Genomic DNA, 24,583 nt, shown 5'->3' on the forward strand with positions numbered 1-24,583 from the left:
ATTCTCTTAATACAAAGAGCAATTTGGTGGGTCGTGTAGGATTCGAACCTACGACCAATTGGTTAAAAGCCAACTGCTCTACCAACTGAGCTAACGACCCATTCTTTTACAAAGAATCTTTTAAAGAGCAAAATTATGTATTTATCACTGACACTTATTGGTCAGGATAAAAAAACCGCCATATCATAAGGCGGTCACACACCATTAGCAAGTAGCTTAATGGTGGGTCGTGTAGGATTCGAACCTACGACCAATTGGTTAAAAGCCAACTGCTCTACCAACTGAGCTAACGACCCATTTCCTCTAAGAGTTGTTTAATTAAAACACCTCTCAAGAAAAAGTGGCTCCCCGAGCTGGACTCGAACCAGCGACCCAATGATTAACAGTCATTTGCTCTACCAACTGAGCTATCAGGGAACAACATGTGGGGGGTGATTTCTCGTCACCAACCAACGGCAGCGAATGATAAGGTTATTTTGCCGTGAGTCAAGTATTCCACTGCAAAAAACTTTTTAAAAAAAAGCTGCATAGGCAGCTTTTTTTACTCAGAGCCAGATTTTAAAGGCCATCAGCACTCTCAGAAAGGTACTTGGCAACGCCATCTGGAGAAGCAGTCATACCCTTGTCACCCTTGCTCCAACCAGCTGGGCAAACTTCACCATGTTCTTCATGGAACTGCAGAGCGTCAACCAGACGAATCAACTCGTCCATATTTCGACCCAATGGCAGATCATTAACAATCTGAGAACGAACCAGACCGTCCTTATCGATCAGGAAAGCACCACGGAAAGCCACACCACCTTCAGACTCAACATCATAAGATTTACAGATGTCGTGTGTCATATCAGCAGCCAGTGTGTATTTGACCTGACCGATACCACCCTGATCTACAGGGGTATTACGCCATGCGTTATGGGTAAAGTGAGAGTCAATGGAAACACCAATAACTTCAACGCCACGCTCCTGAAAAGCATCCATACGATGATCCAGAGCGATCAGCTCAGAAGGACATACGAAAGTGAAATCCAGAGGGTAAAAAAACAGCAGACCATACTTACCACGGATGGCTTCGGACAGTGTAAAAGCATCAACAATAGAGCCATCACCCAGTACTGCAGGTACCGTAAAGTCAGGAGCCTTCTTGCCTACTAAAACGCCCATAAGTGTATCTCCAATGGTTTACGAAGTTATACGCTTTAATACGATAGTCCAAATCAGGAACCACACCGAACAGCGCACCACAAAAACTGCGAACATAATCATACACAGGACTACGGTTTTCGCCTACCATAACAGAGACAAATAGCTATAAATTTTACCAACGACCGCAATTTTATTGGCAAAAGAAGGATTAGCCGCCTACACCTGCGAAAAAATGATCAATCACTGTTCCAATATGTTTCAACATATGATCATTTTTCAGTAAATAGACAGCCCACAACAGTTTTATATAGGTATGCACACTTTGCCGAACTGCAACAGGCTATAACTTTTGCTTTAACGAGTGGTATGTCATATGAGTTGAACTTTGCAGAAATAATAGAATCGAAACTATTTTCGAAATCTATTGTTGGACTAAACCAATGGATTCACCTGCATCATCATCCCGCTTCAGCCCTCCGGGCGCCGAGCATCTTCCATCCAGAGAGAGCTTTCAGGCCACAGTCTCTCTTCATCAATCTCAAAGTCAAAAAGTAAGCAGCTCTCATAACCGACGGGATGTTAGCCCGCTTTCTCACCCTCAAATACACATGCCAGGACAAAGAGGAACGGAAACATCAGAGCAAACATTCAAACCCTTGGGTGCCAGAGAGAAAAAAGAATCAATTCCTTTTGATGATTCAGACAATCAGATTTCTGAACTTTTCTCATTAATCAACATTACGAGTGATCCAAATCACAAGGATGGCAATCTCTTAAAGCCAGTAGCAGTTTATACACGCCAACACTCAGCTCCTGAGAAGGTGGGAGGTAACTGTAAAGACATTAGTGAATCGAACCCAATTCACCAGGATAGGGTGGTTAGTAAAACACGGAAACGTCAACGATTAGAAATGCCGGAAGATACCAGCCAAAAGTTTGCTTCTTTTCCAAAAAGACATCATCTTCGTCCAGAAATGTCTTATACCGCTACCAGGGATATGAGATTTATTTTTACCCCTCAAGCTCCTGTAACTCATTCGCCGCAACAAATGGACTCACTTCCATTCGATATGAAATTTTTTGAAGAACGCGATATGGGCTCTGACAGACGAAACGCTGAAAAAACACAGCTCCCTGAAGGGAAGCCTTAAACAGGAAGAAAGTAAAAAGTGTTTCGGTTAAAGCGATGTAATTAACTTCAGCTAGGTGAGAAGCTCTATTTCAATACAGAGGACTCTCACCCAAGCCAAGCCGTGGCGAATATCAGTCTTCAGCCTTTTCTGCAGAACCAGCAGCCTCAGCAATCAGCTGCTGCAACTCACCGCTGTTAAACATATCAATGATAATATCACTACCACCGATCAGCTCACCCTTAATCCATAACTGTGGGAAGGTAGGCCAGTTAGCATACTTGGGCAGGTTGGCACGAATCTCAGGATTGGCCAGTATATCAACAAAAGCAAACTGTTCACCGCAGGCCATTAAAGCCTGAACCGCCTTGGACGAAAAACCACACTGCGGCAATTTGGGAGAGCCCTTCATGTACAGCAGGATATCATGGGATTCAATCTGATCTTTTATTTGCTCCATTACGTCCATGAGACGACCTCTTCTTCATTGGAATCATAAGACAGGGCATTTTAAAGAAAATACCTGACTGTCACCATATGTTATTACATATATTCCAATAGATAAAAATAACCAACATAGAATCAATTAGTTACAAAAAAGAACCTGTTCCGGTGCTATATTCGAATGGCATACACAAAAGCTTCCACAGATTGCTCCTTCAGCTTTACCATTACAGGAACCCGCCTATATTCTCGCCCCTCAAACTCATCAATGGCTGTCCAGTACCGAGCCAGTTCTCCAGATGACAAAACCCACCCTTTAACCTCATCACCTTCATCTGAGGGCATAATGCCAGGATAACCCATGGAAGCCCCCCAACCTTTATCCAATAGAAACCCCTTTATGCTTGCTGACTCCCACGTTCCCGATACTTTATCCAGTATATGATGATTTTCTCGGCCCGGAGCTAATGTCCCATAAACAAATAGACGCTGAATCACCTATAAACGCTCCTATTAAGTGCAAAAAATAACCTTAGATGAGTCCAGTGATCTTGTTTTGATTTTCTATTGACCCGTCTATTAGTGTAGGGTTGAGAATTGACCTCGTATTCACCCTGGAGGCCATATGCTTACGGTTACTCAATTGGCCAGAAAATACGATGTATCGCGTACTACGATTCTCTACTACGAGCGTGAAGGTTTACTCATGCCTCACACTCGATCGGAGAATGGCTACCGATGGTATGGGCAGAATGAAATCAAACGCCTTGAAGCCATCATGGCTTATCGTGCTTTCGGCATACCAGTCAGCAATATTGCGCCTCTTCTAAACCGTGAAGACGATATGGAGCAGGAACGCATTTTACGCGATCAGCTGATGGCTCTTGAACATGAGATCCAGAAGCTCCGCCACCAGCAAAAAGCGATTGTATTGCTTCTTAAACAACCTTCCTTACTGGAGCAAAGCATGGTCAATAAAGACCGTTGGACAGAGATTATGAAAGCGGCCGGGTTCAGCGAAGATGACATGAAAAACTGGCATCAGCAGTTTGAAAAGATGGAGCCAGAGGCACACCAGGAATTCCTGGAATCCCTGAGTATTGATAAAGAGGAAATAGATAAAATCCGTGTCTGGTCAAGACAGCCTTAAAAATAGAGATACTGGGAGCTCTTAAGAGTGAGCTCCCAGTATTTCCCCTGAATTACTGATCACCAGCAAAAGCTGTCAATGCTGCCCCAACCAACTGATAGCCCACCCATTCACTTTTAGGCCTAGCCCCAATGGACTCATAAAACTCGATGGCTGGCTCATTCCAGTCCAGCACGCTCCATTCAAAACGCCCGCAATTTTCAGCAACCGCGTTCCTTGCCAAGTATTTCAACATCGCTTTCCCCGCACCTAAACTGCGATACTCCGGAGCAATATACAGATCCTCCAGATAAAGACCTTTTCTTCCCAGCCACGTTGAATAGTTATAGAAATAGACTGCAAAACCGATAGGCTTTCCATCCAGTTCACCGATAATGGCTTTTGCCGTGGCATGAAGCCCAAAGATTGACGCCTGAATATCAGAAATCGTGGCAATCACTTCATCTTCTGCTTTTTCAAATCGGGCAAGGTCCTTAACAAACCCCAGAATCAATGCAGAATCCTCTGCAACCGCTTCTCTGATCACAACCTGCGACACGATACCCTCCAGCCAACATCAATTTGTCGTACGCTACACGTTAGAAACGTCCGAAATGATGTATGAGCAAAAGAAAATCTGCAATCGGAGAGTTTAGAAGTGTACTGGTAATTCCAGCAGGTGAGTGGTTTTGAGAGTCTCACCATGGCTATTAAGCTTATGCCTGATTCGCTCAGACATATTAGCTACCCATGCACCTTGAGGTGGCTGTGAGTAAAAATGTTTTCTTATGCCGACGAAGATAGAGTGAGCCATCTTGTTTTGATAACTCTTTGTCACCAACTTCTTCGCTTCTGAGGCATTAGAGATGAAGCCAGCTTCAATCATAATCGATGGGATTTTTCTTGCAGCCAGAACGGTAATAGCCTGCTTTTTAACGCCATGGCTGTGTAGCCTGTTAATTTTACCAAGTTCTTTCAGCACCAGCTGGCCAATATGCTGAGTACGCTCCAGTTTATTTCTTGGGTGATAAATAACCGAAGACCCATGAACGCCTTTAACCTTAAAGGCATCCGCATGTATCGAAACCACCATGTCAGCCTTATTTTTTAAAGCAAATTTCAATCGATCAATGATTGAGATAAAACGATCCCCATCTCTAACCATAATGGGTTTAAAGCCGCTCTCTTTTTCCAGCAATGCAGCCAGTTTTCTGGCAATAGCTAAACAAATATCTTTTTCCAGGGCACCATTAGGTCCGACCGCCCCGGGGTCTTTTCCACCATGCCCAGCATCAATAACAATGACAATATCACGCCCTTTCTGTGAAGAAAGCGCTTTGCCCTTTTCAATAACCTCATCGGATAACTCTGTGCTATTTAACTGAAAATCAACTTCTATTTCAGATAAATACCCTAATCCAGAGCCAGGCAGAACGTCATTAGACGTAGCTGCATATTTAGCGGTCATAAACAGAACAAAAACCAGCAGCAGCATTAAATAGCCCACTATAGTGGCTTTATACAGTATACCTCTGCCTGAAATGATACTACTCATACAGCTACTCCCTGCAAACTGACTACATGCCTTCCATGGCAATCCCCGATATTACTGAATTTACTGAGCAGTACACTTCGACATTAGTTGTAATATTTGAACAGCCCCACCCGAAACGCCTCAAAAAGAGTGAAGCAATAAGACCAATGGATAATAAAGCTCATTTCTTAATCAGACTGATCGTCTGATGAGATGAAAAGTGACCATTAAGGTACGATGTAATGTCGATAGACATTTTTTTTCCTCTTGCATCAAAAGAAATCAAATTCTCAACTAAATGGGCACCACTGCCATTAGGCTGATAATATTTCTCTTCAACCGTTATCGTTGAGCCTGATCGTTGATAATGAAAAATAGTCTCATCATCGAAATAATAGGCAACATCCATCGCCGTTTTATTACCGTCTCTCTTGTCCGTTTGAAAGCGGATAGTTTCTTCCCGCCCTTTTTCAACCTCTGTTTCCATTTCATAGGTTTTACTATAGGCTTTCATCGCCTTACTAGAACCTCTGCAATCCGTAAAAACAGACTCTCCCTCCCACTCGCCTTTTATTGATTTATAAAGGTCTCTCAGCTGCTTTTTTTCACTGGAACTAAACCGAACAGGATCACCCACATCAAAGTATGCCTCCCCCAGAGATACGAAATTTCTGGATTCTTCATAGCAATCAACGGCGAAAGCAGCCCCTGAGCTGACAGAGAACAGGGTGCCCAGCAAAAATACGGACAGGCTATTTTTCATTATGGTGGTTACCCCAAAGATATTTATCTATTCTTTTATCAGCAAATACACAACGTTGAATTGTCGTCAGAAGCTGATCATCTCTCTCTCGCCACCTTGTTTCATTCATCCAGGTCAACAGTTCTCTTAACAGCGGCATTCTGCACCGGTTATTAACAATAGTTTGAGACCTGTTTCTCAATCTTTTTAATCATCATGAAAGTTCAGATAAAAAAACCAGCAGCGCACGATTGACCTGATCCGGCCTCTCCTGCTGAACCCAATGGCCAGCACCGTCAATAATGGTTGCTCCCCTGAAGTCAGTGCAACTCACACCAGGATTTTCATAGAGATCCACCCCGGGGATAAGACCACGCACAATATCCAGAGAGCCTGCAACAAAGCAGCTAGGCTGATCAACCGTTAACTCTGACAGCTGGGGTAATAACGCCCAGTCTCGCTGTTGAGCCCTGTAGCGGTTAAGTGAACCTCGAAAACCACTCAGCTTATAGGCATCCACAAAATACCGTAAGTCTTCGTCCGTAAGCCATTCTGGCAAGGGGTTTGGGTCAGGCATACCACCCAGCAAACTATCATCAGGTCCTTTAGAGGCCATCAGTTGCTCCCAGCTATGTTCAGCAAGGCAGTCACCGGAAATAGCGTAGTACATCGTCCTGAGCGCTCTTGGTATATCAGCTTCAAGCTCCGCTTCTGCAATGCCTTCTTTTTGAAAATAGAGCTGATAGAAAAACTTTCCCTGGTACAGCTGTTTCCAGAGTTCAATGGCAGAAACCTCACCTCGCTGCATATAAGGAACACTGAGCCCTGCGACGGCAGAAACTCTTTCCGGGTATAAAGCGGCAGTGTTCCAGCATATTGGAGCACCCCAGTCATGACCGACCAGAATAGCTGTTTCCTCTCCTAATGCATCAATCAACCCCACCACATCGCCGGTCAGATGAATCATGTCGTATGCTTCAACTGGGTACGGTTTATCACTTCCACCATAACCCCGCACGTCGGGAGCCACCACCCGATACCCGGCAGCAGCAACCGCCTGGATCTGATGCCGCCACGAGTACCAGAGCTCTGGCCAGCCATGAACCATAATCACCAAAGGTCCCGTACCTTCAACAGCGGCCCAGACTGAAATGCCATTAATATTGAACTGTTGTAATGAAAAGGTATCAGCCTGCATAGGGTGCCTCCGTGGTTGAACTGTTCAGAACTATAGACAAAATTCACTTAAGCTCTGCTTTCAGTCGTAACACCTGTATACCCGTCGCCTGTCAAGTTGCTACTTTGTTGGCTGCATTCGCTCACTGGAGTGCAGGCCCGGCCACATAGTTTTTCTATGCTCCCGGGACTTCGCTTATTTGCCACCACGTAGCCACTTAAAACCCATTGGGTATATATATGGACGGTTCAATCCAAGGAAACTGAAAACAGCTGACCCAGATCACGCGCTCACCAGAATGCATAGGGATTTGTCCCCTGTCCCTTGTAGATCTCCGCCTTTCCTGCCAACATCGATTGACCTACTATGGAACTGCACGCTGGAATCAGCCATGTACGTACCGGAGAAACCTCTTCACTCCTATCCTTGGTGGCTCAAGCCCTTTTTCTGGAGCCAGAAGCGCCGCTATGGAAAAGTCCTTAAGCCTGGCTTGCTATGGGCCAGAGTCCCAAAGCTATTTGCCACGGTAGCCGCTCTTTATGGCGTTCTGGATCGCAAAAAATCCCCACTGTCACCGGAACTGCGTTCACTGGTAACGGTCAGAGTTTCTCAGGTTAACTGGTGTGCGTTCTGTGTTGACGTTAACGCCATGACTCTGGCTAAACGTGCAGGCAGTATGGACAAGGTCGAAGCGCTTGATGACTGGAAAAACTCTGACCTGTTCAGTAGCCAGGAACGGATTGCACTGGAATATACAGAAACGGTCACTTATAGCGACCGTCAGGTAACTCCAGAGCTGATGAAACAGTTAAAAGCCTATTTTGATAATGACTCGATCATAGAGCTGACAGGACTTATTGCTTTTCAGAACATGTCCAGTAAATTTAATGCAGCCTTGGATGTTCCTGCAGAAGGCTTCTGCAAAATACCGGAAAAAACCCAACAATAGAAAACCGCTAAATGAGCATTCAAACCATTATCAAACCGGCTATTACCCTGTTATTGATCATCGTTGCACTGGTCATCCCGCCGGTACGTGAATGGTTATCTGAAATGATCCACATTTTATCATCCGTGGATATTGACCAGGTGCGACTATATATTCTGAGCTTTGGAGTCTGGGCACCGCTGGTTTCTGCGTTGATGATGGTTCTCCAGGCAGTATTAGCCCCGCTTCCAGCTTTTATGATCACCTTTGCCAACGCTGCTGTATTTGGTTGGTGGCAGGGGGCGCTGCTCTCCTGGAGCAGTGCAATGGTGGCGGCTGTGCTCTGTTTTTTCCTCGCCCGCTGGTTCGGTCGGGGCTTTGTGACAAAACTCACCAGCCATTTTGCCATTGAGCAAGTGGATCGGTTTTTTGCCCGTCATGGTCAGTACACAGTCCTTATAGCCCGACTACTGCCCTTCATTTCATTTGATATTGTCAGCTACGGTGCCGGACTGACATCAATGAAGCTCCGGCACTTCCTGATAGCCACGGGTATTGGCCAATTACCAGCGACCCTGATTTACTCCTACGTCGGTGGAATGCTGACGGGTGGAAGCCGTCTTTTTGTAACGGCTCTCCTGACACTGTTTGCTATCACCGTTCTGGTCTTTTTCCTGAAGACCATCTATTTGCGGGACTCAGGAACTGCTTCGGATGTGTAAAAAACAATTACGATCGTACGCCCACGGGCACTTTTTACTGCTCATACTGGCTTTGCTGCCTCTTCGATTATTGCAGGCCGCACCTCAGGACTACTTTATCAGTGCCGAGACCGTTGTCAGCAACCTGAAAGACTACCTTCTAATCGATGCCCGAGAGCATTCTGAATACCTTAAAGGGCATATTCCCGGAGCCCGATCCGTTCAATGGCAATCATTTTCTGACATGATTGGAGAAACTGGCAGCGAAACATGGGGAACCGTGCTTAATAATCAGGCACTGGAAAATCAGATCCAAAAGATTGGCCTGACCCCGACTGATAATATTGTTGTCTATGCTGATGCTCACCAAGGCTGGGGAGAAGATGGTCGTATTGTCTGGAGCCTGAGGGTAGCTGGGTTAAGAAATGTTCGCATTCTCGATGGCGGTTACAGCTACTGGAAAGAAAAAGGACTGAAAACGACTGTTATTCCCACCTTATTCAATACCAGAAGCGACTTTAAGATAACCCGCAGAGATGACTCATCAACCATAAACACCAAAGCACTTTACACGGATTACGCCAAGTTTCGTGTTATCGACTCACGCTCCCCAGAAGAATATCAAGGCCAGAAAGACCTTGGTGAAGCCAGGAAGGGTCACTTACCCGGCGCAGTCAGCTTACCATTTCAGCAGTTGCTTATGCCGGACGGAACCCTGAAGTCATTTGACGAAATCAATCAAATTTTATCCGAGCAGGATATTACGAAAACCAGCCCAATTGTTGTTTACTGCACTGCAGGTATTCGCTCCGCCTATATGGTTATGGTACTGAAAGCGGCAGGCTACACCAATGTCAGGAATTATACGCCCTCTTTTTATCACTGGGCTGCGTTATCCTACACCCCCATTGAATGACAATTTAAACGCTGTCTTTGTTTTCTTGAAAACCCATTACTGTTGCTATTGAACCAACAGGAGACAAACCTTTATGGCACCTCGGAAGCGTGTTCCGCGCTCTGCTTTTGCACTCTGTTTGTGTGCAGCCCTCTTTTCTACTTCGATTTTATTCACCATCAATTTGACTGGCTGTCGAATGTTTAATCAGGAGAAGGCTCATTTCCCCATGGAAGAAATATCTGTATCGCAGCTGCAACAATGGCAGATCAGTTCTAAGCCGTTGGTCATTATTGATGCCCGTGCAGATCATTTTTTTAACGGATGGCCAGCCGGTGAAGGTATTAAGCAGGGGCATATAAAAGATGCCATCAGCTTTCAGCCCCACTGGCTTGAGTTAGCTGATTCATCAGAAGATCAACAACAGCTTCTGGCAGAAAAAGGGATCCATAAAAAAGAGGTGCCATTGGTTGTTTATGATCAAAATGACGGCTCCGCTGGCGCCCTGTACCAGAGCTTGAAGCAGCAGGGCTTCACAGAAGTATACCAGCTTGCTGGTGGTATTCAGGCGTGGGGAGATGCAGGTAATGAAACTATAGTTCTCCCAAAATACCACAAACTGGTTTATCCCCAGTGGTTACAACAGCAGTTGGAAAGAAAAAAAGAACAGAGCCTGATCACTCTTGAAGTGGGTTACGAAGAGGAATCCGAATATCGATCAGGGCATATCCCTGGCGCCATTTACCTAGATACCCGTGAGATTGAATGGAATCAGGGAACCCCCTCGTGGAATTTTATACCGGATAACCGACTGGCTAAACTGCTGGCTCAATACGGCATTGATAAAAGCACAATGGTCGTTGTCTATGCCGATGAGCTTGCTATGGGCGCTTACCGTGCCGCTGTAGCCCTACTATATTCGGGTGTTACTGATGTACGTGTACTTAATGGTGGCAAGCAGGCATGGAAGGCTCAGGGATATAACCTGGAAACCAACGTTAATTACCCAACCCCTTTAGCTCGCACGACACTTCAGGTTCCGGATAATGATGACCTGGTCATCAATATTCCGGAAGTAAAAGCGCTTATGGATGATCCAGATACCATCCTGGCCAGCGTAATGACGCCTGAGGAGTTTAACGGTGAGAAATCCGGTTACTTCCGTTACAGCAAGGCAGGACATATCCCAGGCTCTGTTTTACTGGAAAACGGTGAAAGTGCTTATGACATGCTCAACTATCAGGACATTGATGGCACCATGCGCTCATGGACAGAAATTGAAAAAATGTGGCAGAAAAAAGGGATTACTGCGGACAAGGAAGTGAGCTTTTATTGCGGCACCGGCTGGCGCGCCAGTGAAGCTTTTTTTGCGGCTTATCTTATGGGTTGGAAAAAGATCAGTGTCTTTGACGACGGCTGGATTGGCTGGAGTATGGACCCTGCCAATCCAGTAGCACCTAAGGGTTAATTGGTTTTGCTGATCGCCTGCTGGTAGAGATGATCCACTTTTACAATATTGGCATTTAGTCCATTAATACGGGTATCGTGGGACGGGTGTGTGCTCATAAATTCCGGCACACTTCCACCACTTTGCGCTGACATCTTTTTCCACAGGCTGACAGCAGCTCTTGGGTTATAACCAGCCCGCGCCATCAGCTCCAACCCAATGAGGTCAGCCTCGGCCTCATTGGTACGACTATTAGGCAATGTCAACGCATAATTCACTACGGTACTGCCAATATTCATTACCTCAGGGCTAACACCCAGAAGAATACCCAGCGTATCCTGACCCAGCTGCACGGCATAAGCCTGAGACATAGCCTCACGCCCATGCTCCCTAAGGGCATGCGCCATTTCGTGCCCCATGATGGCGGCAATTTCATCATCGGTTAGTTTGAGAGTGTCAATGATACCGGTATAAAACATGATCTTGCCCCCTGGCATACAGTAGGCATTGAGCTGTTTATCGGTCATCAGATTGACTTCCCACTTCCAGTTCCGGGCATCCTGTCGAAACACCGCAACATGAGACACCAGACGGTCAGCAATCGTACGCAGTCTTTTAACGTCGGCAGGCTTCTGGTTCAACACCTCTTTTTTACGGGCCTTGCTTAACTCTTCCTGGTAAGCCTCTGCTGACATAGCACTCACCTGACTTTCGGACAGCAGGGAGAACATTTTCTGCTCCCGATGCACACCGATTGAGCCGGAATTGGTTGTCGACACCGTCTGACACCCTGTCAGGAAAATACACAGGCTGACGCCCAAAACCTTTAACCACTTCATCCCCATTACCTGTACTCTAAAAAGCCAACATTTGATTAATTATTGTCGTTACCTAACTGACCCAGCCATTGCTCTAAGCGCTGACATGCTGCAAACAATCTTGGGCAATACTGTTGAACAAAGCCCTCTGGCTCGTAATGCCCTGCTGTCACCGCATCAAGTGCTCTGGCTCCATCAAAGTCTACAAATGCCATTCTGACAAATAACTGGTCTGCCATTAAACCAAAATCACTGCCAGGAAGCACCGCTACACCGGTCTCTGACAGTAAGATATTGCATAAGTCATCAGAGCAGTTTATACCGCGAGCGCTCAGCTGCTCACGGAATGCTTCAAAACTGACAAAGAGATAGAAACCTCCCACAGGATCAGCCATTTGCAAGCCTATACTTCTCAAGGAGCCCACCATATACTCGGCTATCAGCGCCAGAACCTGCTGACTTTGCTCAAGATACCGGGTAATTTCAGAACTTCCTGCAAAGGCTGTACACGCTGCATACTGAATTGGAGCACTGGTTGAGGTAAAAGTTTCACTGGCAATAACTGCCATGGTATCCTGGACTCTGCGCAGCTCTTTCGGGAAAACCATCGTACCCAATCTCCAGCCTCCAGCACCACACCATTTGCTCAATCCACCACTGAGGATAGTACCCTCAGGATAGAAAGTAGCCATGGAGTGATGCTGACCAGAAAACCGGGTTTCACCGTAAATTTCATCAGCAATAATAATGATCTTCTGCCGTCTTGCCACTTCAGCCAGTGCTTTCAGCTGTTCTGGCTCATAGCTTGCGCCAGTTGGGTTTGATGGATAATTCAACAGAAGAAAGCGCGCTTCATCCCCTGGAGGCGCTAACTGCTCCAGTTGTTCGGGAAGCATTTGCCATTGATTATCCATAGTCGTTGGCAAGTAACTAACCTTTCGTCCCAACATAACAGCTTGGGGCACATAGGATACCCAGCTGGGAGCAGGTAGAATCAGCTCAGCCTGACAGGCCATTTGGATATTAAACAACAACTCTTTGGAACCCGGACCAACCAGTACTGATTCAGCATCCACATCGAGCCCCCTGCTCTGGTAGTAGTCAGCGACTGCCTGACGCAAAGCCTGAAGCCCGCGTACCGGGAGATAATCTTTTTCATGAGCGTGCTTCTGCAGGCTTTTTACAACAATATCAGGTACTGGAAAAGGCGATTGCCCCAAACCAAGCCGGATAATATCCCGCCCTTCTTTTATTAATTGCTGACTAAGTTCATTGATTTTCAATGTTGCCGATGGCTCAAGTGTCCGTACCGTAGGATTGAGCTGGTTTTCGTGAATCATGGTTCTGGCATCCTTGCGCTTGCTGGCGCATAACTCACTTTATCAATAGAGTATCCAAGAAATAATTAAAAATTACCCTTCCTTATAATTCCAGACTACTTTTATTTCGGTTTTTTTCAAAGAGAACCAGCCACTTTTCCTATGCAAACTATCTCAGGAAATCGTTAGCTGTTGTTCTACCATGGAAGCTATTATGACTGATACCAGTCAGGAAGCTGTGATTTAACTTATTAAGGACTTATTCGATGGATGCAGTTTTAACAACCATATGGCCATTATCATCAGCACAATACCAACAAGGAAAAGAGCAAACTATTGATACCTGCTCGCCAAAAGCACGGGTTACAGCAATTGTTAATGCTCAAAAATATATGTTAATGCAACATGGCGATCCATTTATGGGAGCCCATGCCAGCACTCAACTGGACAGTTCAGATATTGTAATAAGCCAAGGATGTACCAGTAGTACCTTTTATAATACAGACAACTCTGACGAGCTTCGCTCTGAACCTTCATTACCAGAACTCTTCCTCACACCATCAGCCAGTCACCACTTAAAAAACCAAGAAAGCCTTTTAAAACCTAACATTGAAAAGCAGCCAACAGTTGTTACAACTAAAAAGCAGCAAGCCATGCTTAATGAGAGACTACGCAGGCACGAGCTAGCTGATTTCTACAATGCTCTAAGGAAAGAATTGAGTCTAAAGCAGGCCTCAAAAGTGCAAGTAATAAGAGCATGTGCATATTATGTGTCAGAACGAGGATTAACGCCCTCTACAAGCACAAGTACAGAAATACAGAAGAAAACAGTACAAAGTAAAAAGAATAACAAAACTGAAGCCTCGCTGATGAGTGCAAACGAGAAGCGCATCTATAAAGAGCAACTTCGCCGCCAGAGACAGGCCGAAGCCCTCAAATACCTAAAGCAGTGCCTGACTTTGGGTTCTACTGAAAAACTGTCTACCCAAGAAATATTAGAAAGCTGCCTAAGAAAAATTCGTACATTGAAAGAGAAATCAAAAAGGAAAACGTGTATTGACACTACCTCCAACTCATTAAAACCATTACCAGTCAAGACTAATGACATTGCCCTCCCTGAGATGAATAAAAAAGAATCGAACATCAGATGCTTATCTGAACCAGATACCGACAGTATAAAGCAAGCAGATAGAACCTTTAGTCTTGAATCCCGATGCCCAACTCTTAGAATGATGCTAATTGATCCGGTTCAAAGAGATTCAGCTGCGTATATCAGTAAGTGGCATATACTTGCTTTCCCTGCAGATGAACATCAAGATCCAACAGATAAAAGTTCAGTATTGATTGCCCCCTATCACAAAGCTCATGAAAGTAGAGAAGGCAATGATGAAACAGATTTAAAAGTACAATCGAGGAGTTACAGATATTTAGTCTTGGATCACCCCTACTGCATACCGGGTAGGCGTAATAACAAATAAACTCCTCAGATTTTTTTGTAAGTAATCCCCTTAAACAAGGGCAGTATAGCCATTTAGTTGCTAGCAGACGTTTAAGATAAGAGTGCTGAATAAAATATTACTCTGCACTCTTATCAACAAAATAACTTTCAAAATTTCTCAGAAATCAGCATGCCTAAGTGACTTTGCAGCCTCCACCATATTGTTCAAAGCTGCTTCTACCTCGGGCCAGTCTCTGGTTTTCAATCCACAGTCGGGATTAACCCATAAACGCTCTTTGGGAATTTTTTGTGCCGCCTTAGTCATCAGAGTTTGTATCCACTCAATGCTAGGTACATTGGGTGAATGAATATCATAAACGCCAGGACCTATTTCATTGGGATATTCAAACTCCTCAAAAGCATCCAGCAGCTCCATATCTGAACGAGATGTCTCTATGGTTATTACATCTGCATCCATCGATGCAATATATTCAATAATGTCGTTAAACTCGCTGTAACACATATGGGTGTGAATCTGAGTCTCATCCTTTACTCCACTGGCCGCAATTCGAAAGCTCTTCACCGCCCATTCCAGGTAAGCTGGCCAATCTGCTTTTCTTAATGGCAGCCCTTCACGAATGGCTGGCTCATCAATCTGAATCACACCTATTCCTGCCCTTTCCAAATCGACAACCTCATCTCTCAATACCAGAGCCAGCTGCAGGCAGGATTCCTCTCTACTTACATCATCCCTGGGGAATGACCAGCAAAGAATAGTGACAGGCCCTGTAAGCATTCCTTTAACGGGTTGACTGGTCTGATCCTGAGCATAACGACTCCATGCAATAGTCATCGGTTCAGGGCGACTGACATCACCAATTATAATGGGTGGCTTTACACAGCGGCTGCCATAACTCTGCACCCAGCCATTGGCTGTAAAAGCAAAACCGTCCAGCTGCTGACCAAAGTATTCAACCATATCATTACGTTCAGCTTCACCATGCACCAAAACGTCAAGCCCAAGCGCTTCCTGTCTTTTGATTGTATTTCGGATTTCTTCCTGCATGGCAGCGATATAAGACTGTTCATCCAGTTCACCCTTGCGGAACTGCATGCGTTTCTGCCGAATCTCCCGAGTCTGGGGAAAAGAGCCAATAGTGGTTGTAGGAAATTCAGGCTGATTCAACTTTTCGTGCTGTAGCTTTGCCCTTACAGCATAAGGAGAGTGTCGATGATCAATCTTCTGATCTCCCTTTAATGCAGCTACCCGTTGTTCCACCAGCGTATTATGAACCCGCTGGGACTGCTGTCTGTCTGAGGCTGCCTTTTCTGCATCAGAAATCAATTTCACCACAGCCGGATCTTGTGCCTGATGCCCGCCGGTCAACGCCTGACCAATAACAGATACCTCTTCACATTTTTGTTTAGCAAAGGCAAACCATGACTTCAGTTCATGATCAAACTCGGTTTCATTATCTAAATCGACCGGTACATGTAGCAATGAACAGCTTGGCGCTACCCAGAGTCGATCGCCTAATCGCTCTTCTGCATCACTTAACTGCTGCAGTATTTGCTTCAGGTCTGAACGCCATATATTCCGGCCATTAACCACACCGGCAGACAACACCTTATAAGCTGGCAACCGGTCAAGCAGAGCGGGTAATTGATCAGGGTCACGTGTCAAATCCACATGAATTCCATCCACCGGCAAATTAACAACCGTAGTCGTCGTTCCATTCAGACCACCAAAATAACTGGCGAGTAGAATTTTTACCTTACAGCTTTGCAAGCGGTTATAGACGGACTCAAACGCCTGATTCCACTCCAAAGGAAGATCGAGTACAAGAATAGGTTCATCAATCTGTACCCACTCCACATCCATTTCAGCCAGCTTTGCTAAAACTTTGTCATAAACTTCAACGACAGAATCCAGCAACTCCAGACGATCAAAAGACTCACCTTTCACTTTCCCAAGCCACAACCAGGTCAGTGGACCGACCAATACAGGTTTTGCACTAATACCCTGCTCAATCGCTTCAGCTGTTTCATCCAGAATAGAGGTATTGCATAGTTTGAACTGCTGTCCCTTGGTCAATTCAGGCACAATATAGTGATAGTTGGTATCAAACCATTTGGTCATTTCACAAGCAGCTACTGATTTTCCAGTGGGAGCCCTGCCACGAGCCATTCGAAACAGGGTATCTAATTCGCCAGGGTCAGCTTCCGCGAACCGCTCGGGTACTGCTCCAAGCATCAGGGAATGGTTCAATACCTGGTCATACCATGCAAAATCACCTGTTGGGATAAGATGTAATCCCGCATCTTTCTGTAGTTGCCAGTGCCGTTTTCGTAAACGACACCCTTCTTCCAAAAGTTCTGATTTAGACAACTCTCCTCGCCAGTAACTTTCCTGAGCCTTTTTCAGCTCACGGTTAGCGCCTATTCGTGGAAAACCAAGGTTATGAGTAGTGATCATGTAAAAACTCCGGGGAGATCATCAAATTTATTGTTTTCAGGATTGATCAAAGAGTAGTCACGATTCTGTTGGAGAGTTAAACTTGAATCAAACTCATTTTTCTAATAATAAAAGTGAAAGATACTAATAAACATAGTCTTATGGTCTACCTAAAAGGCTAACAGGAGAAGCACGAGCTATGACAACACAAAACCTGGGCCTTGAGTTACGTTACCTGAAAACACTGAAAGCTATTCACCAAAGCGGCAGTCTGGTAGACGCCGCAGGTCGTTTGCACCTTACTCAATCGGCCCTGTCTCATCAGCTGAAAGAGCTTGAGCACCGCATTGGTATGGAAGTATTCATCCGCAAATCCCGCCCCCCCCGCTTCACCACTGCCGGATTGAAACTTTTGGAGTTAGCTGAAGAAGTGCTTCCAAGGTTTAAAGCTACCGAACAAAGCCTTTTGAGACTGGCAGGCGGTAAATCCGGGCGGTTACACATCGCCATTGAATGCCATAGCTGCTACCAATGGCTAATGCCCACCATCGGAGAATACCGACAACACTGGGCCGAGGTAGAAATGGATTTTTCCACTGCCTTCAACTTCGCCCCTCTTCCCGCTCTTTCGAGAGGTGAACTTGATCTGGTGGTAACCTCTGATCCAACCCCCATTGACGGTATCGAATATATACCTCTGTTCCGGTATGAGATGCTCCTGGCCATTGCAAAAACACACCCTTTGAAAGAGAAAGAGTTTGTGATACCTCTTGATCTGCAAAATGAGATTCTAATCACTTACCCTGTTGAACGAGAACGTCTCGCTGTCTTCTATGAATTTCTTGATCCTGCAGATATTGACCCTGCAGATATTCGCACAGCAGAGCTCACATTGATGATGCTGCAATTAGTAGCCAGCCAGCGAGGAGTTTCTGCATTGCCCTGCTGGGCATTGGCTGAATACCTTGATAAAGGGCAAGTCTCTGCGGTCCGACTTGGTAAAGAGGGGTTATGGTCAACCCTGTATGCAGCCATCAGGATAGAACAAAAAGAGCAACCCTATATTATCAGCTTTATTTCTTCGGCCAGAGAAACCTGTTTCGAAACCCTAACCGCTATCAAACTGGCATAGCTCTTTGTCACATTCTTTTGACATTAAGATTATTCGTTATGGGGGAGTCATTTTATTGATAGTCCCCTCAAACTTTGGTACACAAGAATCCTCTTACAAGCTTAGGAACATACTTTTGTTTAACTTCTATTTCAGGATAATAAAAGTATTAAATAATTCCAGGTACAGGTACAGGTAGTCTTTCCAAATAGCTAAGAATACGACAATAATAATTAAACGACAGCCTTTCTATTTATTTAGTAGCCAACACAAGAAATCTCGTTTAAAAAATCTAAAAACGATCACCTCGTATCATTTCTTCAAACCACTGACAACAAAAACAACTTCTACTTGATAAAATCACTAAAATTAAGCTCATAGACAACGCTGGTCATCCAAAATCAAATATTCTATCCAATCAGAAACTTGGTCATAAATAGTTTCAAGCCCAATACAAATGACAACCGGAAATTCGACTTTATTATTACCAAAGAAACTGGACTTCATCTTACGTGTGATTTTGAGGTACACAATGAATACACTCTATATTTTTCTCATACTATAAATACCGAATATACCATGCAAAATCTTTACAAAACATTGCGTTTATTTAGTCTAATCTATCATCATATTGAATGAGTACCATTTATCTCTCCACCAAAAAACACATCCACTCTACCGACTATTTGTGTATTACCTTACAGAAAAAGAATGTTTTTTATTTCACCATGACTGCACTCTTAACAGAATCAAATCACTCCAAACAGGCATTGCAAGAAGAGTGTTATACGCAAAACTTGTGCAATAAATCAGCTATCAACAAAAGAAAGATAAAAAACCAAAATTACAAACACCAAAGCCAGTCAATAGGAAAAAAACATTTAATATTTTTTTTTATCACAACAATAACAACAAGCTTTAACGTCAGTGGAGAAATGGAGATCAGTAATACTTACCAGCTCATCCATGATCATTTATCAAAAATTCACTCAGTGGATAAATATAAAAATGCAATGAATGCTCGAAACCAAAAACAGGAATTACCCGATATTATTCTTTCCCCCGGTGAAAGGCGAAGCATTCTTTTGCAAAACTTTTCTCAGGCACATAAAGCAAATAACGAGACTCTGTCCTATCATGCAGTGAAAGATCTACATATTCTTAGTGGCACCATACAAAATCCTGGACAAAGCCTTCTCAGTAGTATCGGCTCACCTATGACTGTCACAGGTGAAATTATGCTGGCAAACCTGCTTATTTCGCCAATTACTGATGTAAACACCCTCCAAAAACGCCAGCAAGCATTACAGTATCTGCTAGACCATCCAAAAGTTATCTTTCAGATTGAGGAGTATCTTATTCACTATGCAGCAGATGAAGATGGGCTCATTGCATTACTGGATCCATCTGATGTAGTGAACAGCCCCCATTTTGATGAAATCGATTACCAGACACACTTCCCGGGATTAACCAGCGATTCAACACGTGAAGAAATTGCCCGCCGCTTAAACGACACAATCAATATTCTTGGGGCACTGAATGTTCCTCTTGGACTCATCGGGTCCACATTTCTTGGAATCTTTGACCCTCGCTACGGTATTGTTCAGGGGTTACTCGATGCAGCAATAAACCTGCCATCTAACATGAATCTGGTCATATCCATAATTCACCAGAACTTTCAAGGACTCCCACCTCCAGCCAAAATTTTTACTCTTGGAAGCTTTGTAGTGCTGCAGATAATAGCAATTTACAAATCATACCGGCTTGTTCAGGAGACTCGAGCTGCATACACCTTTGTGATGGAACGCAGCCGCAGACCAGGCAGAGCATTAGAAAGTGCAAGAGAATTGAAACAACTACTTCAGTATCATCCTGTTCTTGAAGGTATTTTGAATCACTACAGTGGCTTCCTGAAATTCCGCAACTCCACTCAGATCCAAGAGATAGTAACGCTTTTAAAAGATGCCCCTGAGAAAACACCTGATGCCCTCAGTTATCTATCAACCAATATGGGACGCTACAAAAGAAGTCTGATGCTGTTGCGCAGAAACCACAGTTCACTGACACGAATAATGCAGGCAACCGGTGAAATTGATGCCTGGTTAACCGTTGCAAAACTATTGAGGTCATCATCTTACAGAGAGCATAACCCATTGAGCTTTGCACAATATGAATTATCGGAACAACCAACTATAGAGTTACAGGGCTTCTGGAACCCCCTACTGCATCCATCTATTGCCATTCCCAGTGATCTCACAGCCAGTCAATCCCCTCCCTCTAATATCATCATCACCGGTCCAAATGCAGCAGGAAAGTCCACTGCCATTGATGCTATTGCTCTGAATGTCATCATGGCACAAACTCTTGGAATAGCTGCCGCTGAAGCCCTTGCGCTGACTCCTTTTTCCTTCATTCATACTCATATGGTCATTGAACCTGAGACTTTTACGGGCGTGTCCAGTTTTAGCGCAGAATCAAAGCGAGCGATCAAACTTCTGCAGAAGCTGCAATCATTAACTGAGGGTCAGTTCAGCATTGCTTTTCTTGATGAAATTTTTAGCAACACCAATCCAAAAGAGGGAGAGGTAGGAGCCCTAGCCTATATGAAAGCAATAGGAGATTTCTCCAATACTATCAGCATATCCTCCACCCACTACACCAGACTGACATCACTTGCCGATCAGTTCCCAGGAACTTTTCAAAACATTCATGTGAGCGCGGACATTAACAATGAGGGGAACCTCGAGTATGACTATGTTTTAAAGCCTGGCTCCTCAACACAGAATGTGGCATTCAATATTCTCAAAGAAGGAGGTATTCAGCAGGACTTTCTTGATATTGTTCAAGAACTGCTGGAAGACCCTGAGGGCAATACCCCGAAAGCCTCGTATAACTTTCTCGAACACCAATAAACCAGAGATGTTTCTCTCTCAATGTCTCTGTTTCCTGGGCCAAACCAGACTGAATCGTGCGCCTCCCAGAGGACTGTGGCTGACCAGCGCTCGCCCTCCGTGCCAATACATAATACGTCTGACGATGGAAAGCCCCAGTCCATATCCTCCTGACTTGCGCGTTCTGCTGTCATCCAGCCTTGAAAAAGCAGAAAATACTCGCTCCCACTGTTCTTCCGGAATGCCTGGACCGTCATCATCCACATCAATACGACAGGTATCCTGAGTTGATGAAAAGCGTACCTGAACTTTGCTGTCAGCATATCGACAGGCATTACCCACCAGATTCTGTATAGCCCGATGAATGTAACGCCGATCAATTTCTACAAAACGGCGAGGGTTTAATACATTACAGGGAATATGTTCTATTTCTACTCGGTTCTGTAACCGGAGATGCTCACCAACCACCTGTGCTACCACTTTATCAACATCATTACGCTTCAAACTGATCGTTGGTGCCCCCTGCTCCAAGTTGGCATAGGTGAGAAACTCATCAACCAAATGATCCAGCTCCTGGATATCCTGATCCATTCCTTCCAATTGAGATTCACGCTCTTCCTGCGTCCTGGCATCAGCAACCAGGTCGAGACCAAAGCGTAACCGGGCAACAGGTGTCCTTAATTCGTGAGAGACCCCTCGAATCATTTCTTTCTGCAAACTAAGCAAGCGTTGTATATGGTCTGCCATGGCATTAAATGCCATCGCCAGACGGCCAATTGAGTCGGTTCCTCCAACATTGACTCTGACATCAAAGTCACCTCGACTAAAACGTGTAGCAGCCCTTTCCAACTTTCTCAGCCGCTTCTCCATCCCCCGTACCAGGATATAGATAGCAAGACTCAGAGAAATCAGCACAAAAAGGCCCAGAGTCAAAATCAGTTTAAACGGATAAAGGTTGAGTAGTTTCAACGGTCCAAGATGAAGGATCTGGTCACTATCTTTCATCTGAGCATAAAGCTGAAGCGACTCATCCCTTACACTTAACACAGTGATCACACTACCTTGCTGTAGCTGGCCCTGTTGTAGAGGCGTTAAGTACGTGCCTGGAGATTGATTAATCGATACCGGAAAACTTAACGATGCTTCTGACCGTTTTGCCAATACCTCAATGCGCTCATCCGGAGAGTAACTACTGAGCAGATGTCTGAGAAAAACAATGGTACCACTTGCCATCTGTTCCGAGATTTCAGCCACACGCCCTTGCAGCAGCCATTGATCATCAATCCATGAGGTAATAACTGCGGACTTTTCATTCAACATCTGGACGTCAACCAGCCCCTGAGATAGCTGTTCAACTTCCTTCCGGCTGAAGCCAGACTGCTCTATCGGCACTATTGAAAAAGGGATCGATAGTTTATGCCCCCACTCTCCTAACCATTGCTTCCGCTGATCATCGTCCGGCATTGCCGCCAGGACTTCGGAAACAAGCCGGAATGTACCACGAGCCATATCTTCACGGTATTCAGCCATTCGAACACCATTAACAATAGTGACAACAATGCCCGAGAGGACTGAAACCAGAACCAGAGAAAATAGCAGACCACCATAGATTCGGAGAAAAATACTGCTCATAACTTTATGCCGAAGGCTTACACTCAAAGAATTTGAAGTTGCTACGCGGCGGCAAGTGAGCAAAGCCCCGTGAGCTTAAAAACACTACATAAACGTACTGGACTATTGTTCCTGTGAGTTAGTGCAGTCAACTAAAGTAGCAACGTCAAAGGCGACGGGTATATCACTTTTCACATGCTCTTCACAAAGAGATAGCCTTTACTGCGCACGGTTTTAATCAACCGCGGATGCATTGGATCATCACCAATCTTTGGACGAATGCGTGACACCCTGACATCAATAGAACGATCCTGGCCATCGTATTCAATCCCCCTTAGCTGGGCAAAGATCTCCTCTCGGCTAAGCACCCTGCCTGCATTCGAGCAGAGCAGCCAAAGCAAATCAAACTCGGCACTGGTCAGATCTACGCTCTTGTCGTCCAGCCAGGCTTCCCTCATGGAGTTATCAACGACCAAAGCCCCAAAGCGGAGACTGTTCTTCACTTCAGGCTCTTCTTCTACCTGCGCAGGCCCTCTTCTTAACAGGGCGCGTATACGGGCAAGCAGTACTCTTGGACGGACAGGTTTGGCCACATAATCATCTGCCCCCATTTCCAGCCCCAACACCTCATCAAGGTCATCGGTTCTGGCAGTCAACATAAGTATCTGGCCATAATACTGACTGCGCACACGTCGACAGATGGAAACCCCGTCTTCTCCTGGCAGCATCAGATCCAACACCACCAAATCAGGACGTTCACTCAAAATACGCTCAACAGCCTTACCGCCGTCACCTTCAACAGACACCTGAAGTCCATTATTTTCGAGGTACTCACGGGTCAGGGTCGCCAGACGCTCATCATCCTCAACAATCAGGATGTGACCCGTTTCTGCATTATCCAAAGCCATTGTTTTACACCCCTGGGTTAAAGAGACGAAATGCTCAAGCCATTGCTGTATATTTAAAGCGGCGGAAATCTGGCACTTCGTAGGCAATCTAATCTTGTATGGGGCGTAGATGTTACACTACCAACGTTCAATCGTCCTCCCCAGAGCCGGAAGAAGCCAGACATTTCTGAGACAACGTCCAGAGCCCAGAAAATTTATTATTTTTTTTTATCAAAAATAGACTCAGGATATTTTTTTATTTTGAGAAAATCTCCGGTCGATCTTGCAAATTATTCTTTCTGTCTGAAAAAGTTACCTGGGAGTTAGCGGGCACCAACACCAGAAAAAATCCACAACTTATCCACAGCATCCCCCCAACTTAACCGGCTTGAATTTCTTCAACAAGCGCATTATCTTGTGTATATAAATGGTCGATACACAATATGTAGTACCCATCACTGCTGGTCGGCACATTGCCTGACAAGACGGGCTGTAGATAATACCTGAAGCAATACTCGGGCAGAAACAGCGACTTGTCTGTGCACAGCAGCCTAGAAAGGAATGGCAAACGGTGCTCACGGAAGAATATTCATACAGGTTTTCAGCCGCTTGGCGTGCTGTCTCAGTCCTGCAAACCTGTCTCGTAAAAAGAGCGGGCATCTGCCTTGGCGGATATTTCCCGGCATCATCCCGGATAGACTCACATTCACCAAGGTCAATGCCAGTCAAGGCGACCTTGAGATAATAGTGGTCTGCACAAATGACGGTTGTACAAAGAATTTC

21 protein-coding genes and 3 tRNA genes are annotated in these 24,583 nt (G+C 45.0%); 9 read left to right on the forward strand and 15 right to left on the reverse strand.

The window, feature by feature from the left end; all coding sequences use genetic code 11:
• Positions 1 to 24 precede the first annotated feature (24 nt).
• The 4 genes from GV64_RS20420 to GV64_RS20435 all read right to left on the reverse strand — a co-directional run bounded on the left by GV64_RS20420 (position 25) and on the right by GV64_RS20435 (position 1,161).
• Positions 25 to 100 (reverse strand) — tRNA-Lys (locus GV64_RS20420).
• A gap of 120 nt (positions 101 to 220) precedes the next feature.
• Positions 221 to 296, reverse strand: a tRNA-Lys gene (locus GV64_RS20425).
• Positions 297 to 341: 45 nt separating this feature from the next.
• Positions 342 to 417, reverse strand: a tRNA-Asn gene (locus tag GV64_RS20430).
• A gap of 141 nt (positions 418 to 558) precedes the next feature.
• Positions 559 to 1,161, reverse strand: coding sequence for a peroxiredoxin (locus GV64_RS20435; protein WP_020581645.1), 603 nt, complete (start codon positions 1,159 to 1,161; stop codon positions 559 to 561).
• A 422-nt stretch (positions 1,162 to 1,583) separates the two neighbouring features.
• Between GV64_RS20435 and GV64_RS20440 the strand changes: the two genes are divergently transcribed.
• A complete protein-coding gene (locus GV64_RS20440; RefSeq protein ID WP_020581646.1) occupies positions 1,584 to 2,294 on the forward strand; it encodes a hypothetical protein in 711 nt (236 codons plus the stop codon).
• Between the two features lie 112 nt (positions 2,295 to 2,406).
• On the opposite strand, the gene grxD is transcribed toward GV64_RS20440, so the two are convergent.
• Positions 2,407 to 2,742 carry a Grx4 family monothiol glutaredoxin gene (grxD, locus tag GV64_RS20445; RefSeq protein ID WP_020581647.1) on the reverse strand — a complete coding sequence of 112 codons (336 nt, stop codon included), beginning with the start codon at positions 2,740 to 2,742 and terminating at the stop codon, positions 2,407 to 2,409.
• Between the two features lie 146 nt (positions 2,743 to 2,888).
• The gene (locus GV64_RS20450; RefSeq protein WP_020581648.1) at positions 2,889 to 3,215 is read right to left on the reverse strand and encodes a gamma-glutamylcyclotransferase family protein; all 327 of its coding nucleotides are present in this window, start codon (positions 3,213 to 3,215) and stop codon (positions 2,889 to 2,891) included.
• Positions 3,216 to 3,342: 127 nt separating this feature from the next.
• Here GV64_RS20450 and GV64_RS20455 point away from each other — a divergent pair, with 127 nt between their 5' ends.
• Positions 3,343 to 3,867: a MerR family transcriptional regulator gene (locus GV64_RS20455; protein ID WP_020581649.1), complete on the forward strand. Its 525-nt coding sequence runs from the start codon at positions 3,343 to 3,345 to the stop codon at positions 3,865 to 3,867.
• A gap of 52 nt (positions 3,868 to 3,919) precedes the next feature.
• Here GV64_RS20455 and GV64_RS20460 read toward each other — a convergent pair whose 3' ends face one another.
• The 4 genes from GV64_RS20460 to GV64_RS20475 all read right to left on the reverse strand — a co-directional run bounded on the left by GV64_RS20460 (position 3,920) and on the right by GV64_RS20475 (position 7,320).
• A complete protein-coding gene (locus GV64_RS20460) occupies positions 3,920 to 4,405 on the reverse strand; it encodes a GNAT family N-acetyltransferase (RefSeq protein WP_020581650.1) in 486 nt (161 codons plus the stop codon).
• 93 nt (positions 4,406 to 4,498) lie between these two features.
• Complete coding sequence (locus GV64_RS20465) at positions 4,499 to 5,401, reverse strand: N-acetylmuramoyl-L-alanine amidase family protein (RefSeq protein ID WP_020581651.1); 903 nt, start codon at positions 5,399 to 5,401, stop codon at positions 4,499 to 4,501.
• Between the two features lie 160 nt (positions 5,402 to 5,561).
• Positions 5,562 to 6,143, reverse strand: coding sequence for a hypothetical protein (locus tag GV64_RS20470; protein ID WP_020581652.1), 582 nt, complete (start codon positions 6,141 to 6,143; stop codon positions 5,562 to 5,564).
• A gap of 193 nt (positions 6,144 to 6,336) precedes the next feature.
• Positions 6,337 to 7,320: an alpha/beta fold hydrolase gene (locus GV64_RS20475; RefSeq protein ID WP_020581653.1), complete on the reverse strand. Its 984-nt coding sequence runs from the start codon at positions 7,318 to 7,320 to the stop codon at positions 6,337 to 6,339.
• Between the two features lie 370 nt (positions 7,321 to 7,690).
• Here GV64_RS20475 and GV64_RS20480 point away from each other — a divergent pair, with 370 nt between their 5' ends.
• The 4 genes from GV64_RS20480 to GV64_RS20495 all read left to right on the forward strand — a co-directional run bounded on the left by GV64_RS20480 (position 7,691) and on the right by GV64_RS20495 (position 11,291).
• A complete protein-coding gene (locus GV64_RS20480) occupies positions 7,691 to 8,248 on the forward strand; it encodes a carboxymuconolactone decarboxylase family protein (protein WP_020581654.1) in 558 nt (185 codons plus the stop codon).
• Positions 8,249 to 8,259: 11 nt separating this feature from the next.
• On the forward strand, positions 8,260 to 8,949 hold the full coding sequence (locus GV64_RS20485; RefSeq protein WP_020581655.1) for a TVP38/TMEM64 family protein: 690 nt from the start codon (positions 8,260 to 8,262) through the stop codon (positions 8,947 to 8,949).
• Entirely contained in the window at positions 8,942 to 9,844 is a 903-nt protein-coding gene (locus tag GV64_RS20490) for a sulfurtransferase (protein WP_020581656.1), read from the forward strand. Before GV64_RS20485 ends, GV64_RS20490 begins: the two co-directional genes overlap by 8 nt.
• A gap of 73 nt (positions 9,845 to 9,917) precedes the next feature.
• Positions 9,918 to 11,291, forward strand: a complete 1,374-nt coding sequence (locus GV64_RS20495) for a rhodanese-like domain-containing protein (protein WP_020581657.1) — start codon at positions 9,918 to 9,920, stop codon at positions 11,289 to 11,291.
• Here GV64_RS20495 and GV64_RS20500 read toward each other — a convergent pair.
• Together GV64_RS20500 and GV64_RS20505 are read right to left on the reverse strand one after the other, a co-directional pair.
• The gene (locus GV64_RS20500) at positions 11,288 to 12,109 is read right to left on the reverse strand and encodes a M48 family metallopeptidase (protein ID WP_020581658.1); all 822 of its coding nucleotides are present in this window, start codon (positions 12,107 to 12,109) and stop codon (positions 11,288 to 11,290) included. The two genes, GV64_RS20495 and GV64_RS20500, sit on opposite strands and share 4 nt — an antisense overlap.
• Before the next feature lie 35 nt (positions 12,110 to 12,144).
• On the reverse strand, positions 12,145 to 13,428 hold the full coding sequence (locus GV64_RS20505; RefSeq protein WP_020581659.1) for a pyridoxal phosphate-dependent aminotransferase: 1,284 nt from the start codon (positions 13,426 to 13,428) through the stop codon (positions 12,145 to 12,147).
• Positions 13,429 to 13,673: 245 nt separating this feature from the next.
• On the opposite strand from GV64_RS20505, the gene GV64_RS20510 reads away from it, so the two are divergent.
• Positions 13,674 to 14,885 carry a hypothetical protein gene (locus GV64_RS20510; protein ID WP_020581660.1) on the forward strand — a complete coding sequence of 404 codons (1,212 nt, stop codon included), beginning with the start codon at positions 13,674 to 13,676 and terminating at the stop codon, positions 14,883 to 14,885.
• Between the two features lie 138 nt (positions 14,886 to 15,023).
• Here the strand turns inward: GV64_RS20510 and metE are convergent, their stop codons facing one another.
• A complete protein-coding gene (metE, locus tag GV64_RS20515; RefSeq protein ID WP_020581661.1) occupies positions 15,024 to 17,321 on the reverse strand; it encodes a 5-methyltetrahydropteroyltriglutamate--homocysteine S-methyltransferase in 2,298 nt (765 codons plus the stop codon).
• A 178-nt stretch (positions 17,322 to 17,499) separates the two neighbouring features.
• Here metE and GV64_RS20520 point away from each other — a divergent pair, with 178 nt between their 5' ends.
• Positions 17,500 to 18,432, forward strand: coding sequence for a LysR substrate-binding domain-containing protein (locus GV64_RS20520; RefSeq protein ID WP_020581662.1), 933 nt, complete (start codon positions 17,500 to 17,502; stop codon positions 18,430 to 18,432).
• Positions 18,433 to 19,403: 971 nt separating this feature from the next.
• On the forward strand, positions 19,404 to 21,323 hold the full coding sequence (locus tag GV64_RS20525; protein ID WP_157236942.1) for a MutS-related protein: 1,920 nt from the start codon (positions 19,404 to 19,406) through the stop codon (positions 21,321 to 21,323).
• Positions 21,324 to 21,341: 18 nt separating this feature from the next.
• Here the strand turns inward: GV64_RS20525 and GV64_RS20530 are convergent, their stop codons facing one another.
• Entirely contained in the window at positions 21,342 to 22,934 is a 1,593-nt protein-coding gene (locus GV64_RS20530) for an ATP-binding protein (RefSeq protein WP_034844423.1), read from the reverse strand.
• 170 nt (positions 22,935 to 23,104) lie between these two features.
• Entirely contained in the window at positions 23,105 to 23,821 is a 717-nt protein-coding gene (locus GV64_RS20535) for a response regulator transcription factor (protein ID WP_020581665.1), read from the reverse strand.
• Between the last annotated feature and the right edge of the window lie 762 nt (positions 23,822 to 24,583).

The sequence above is a fragment of the Endozoicomonas elysicola genome (assembly GCF_000710775.1).
Lineage (GTDB): Bacteria > Pseudomonadota > Gammaproteobacteria > Pseudomonadales > Endozoicomonadaceae > Endozoicomonas > Endozoicomonas elysicola.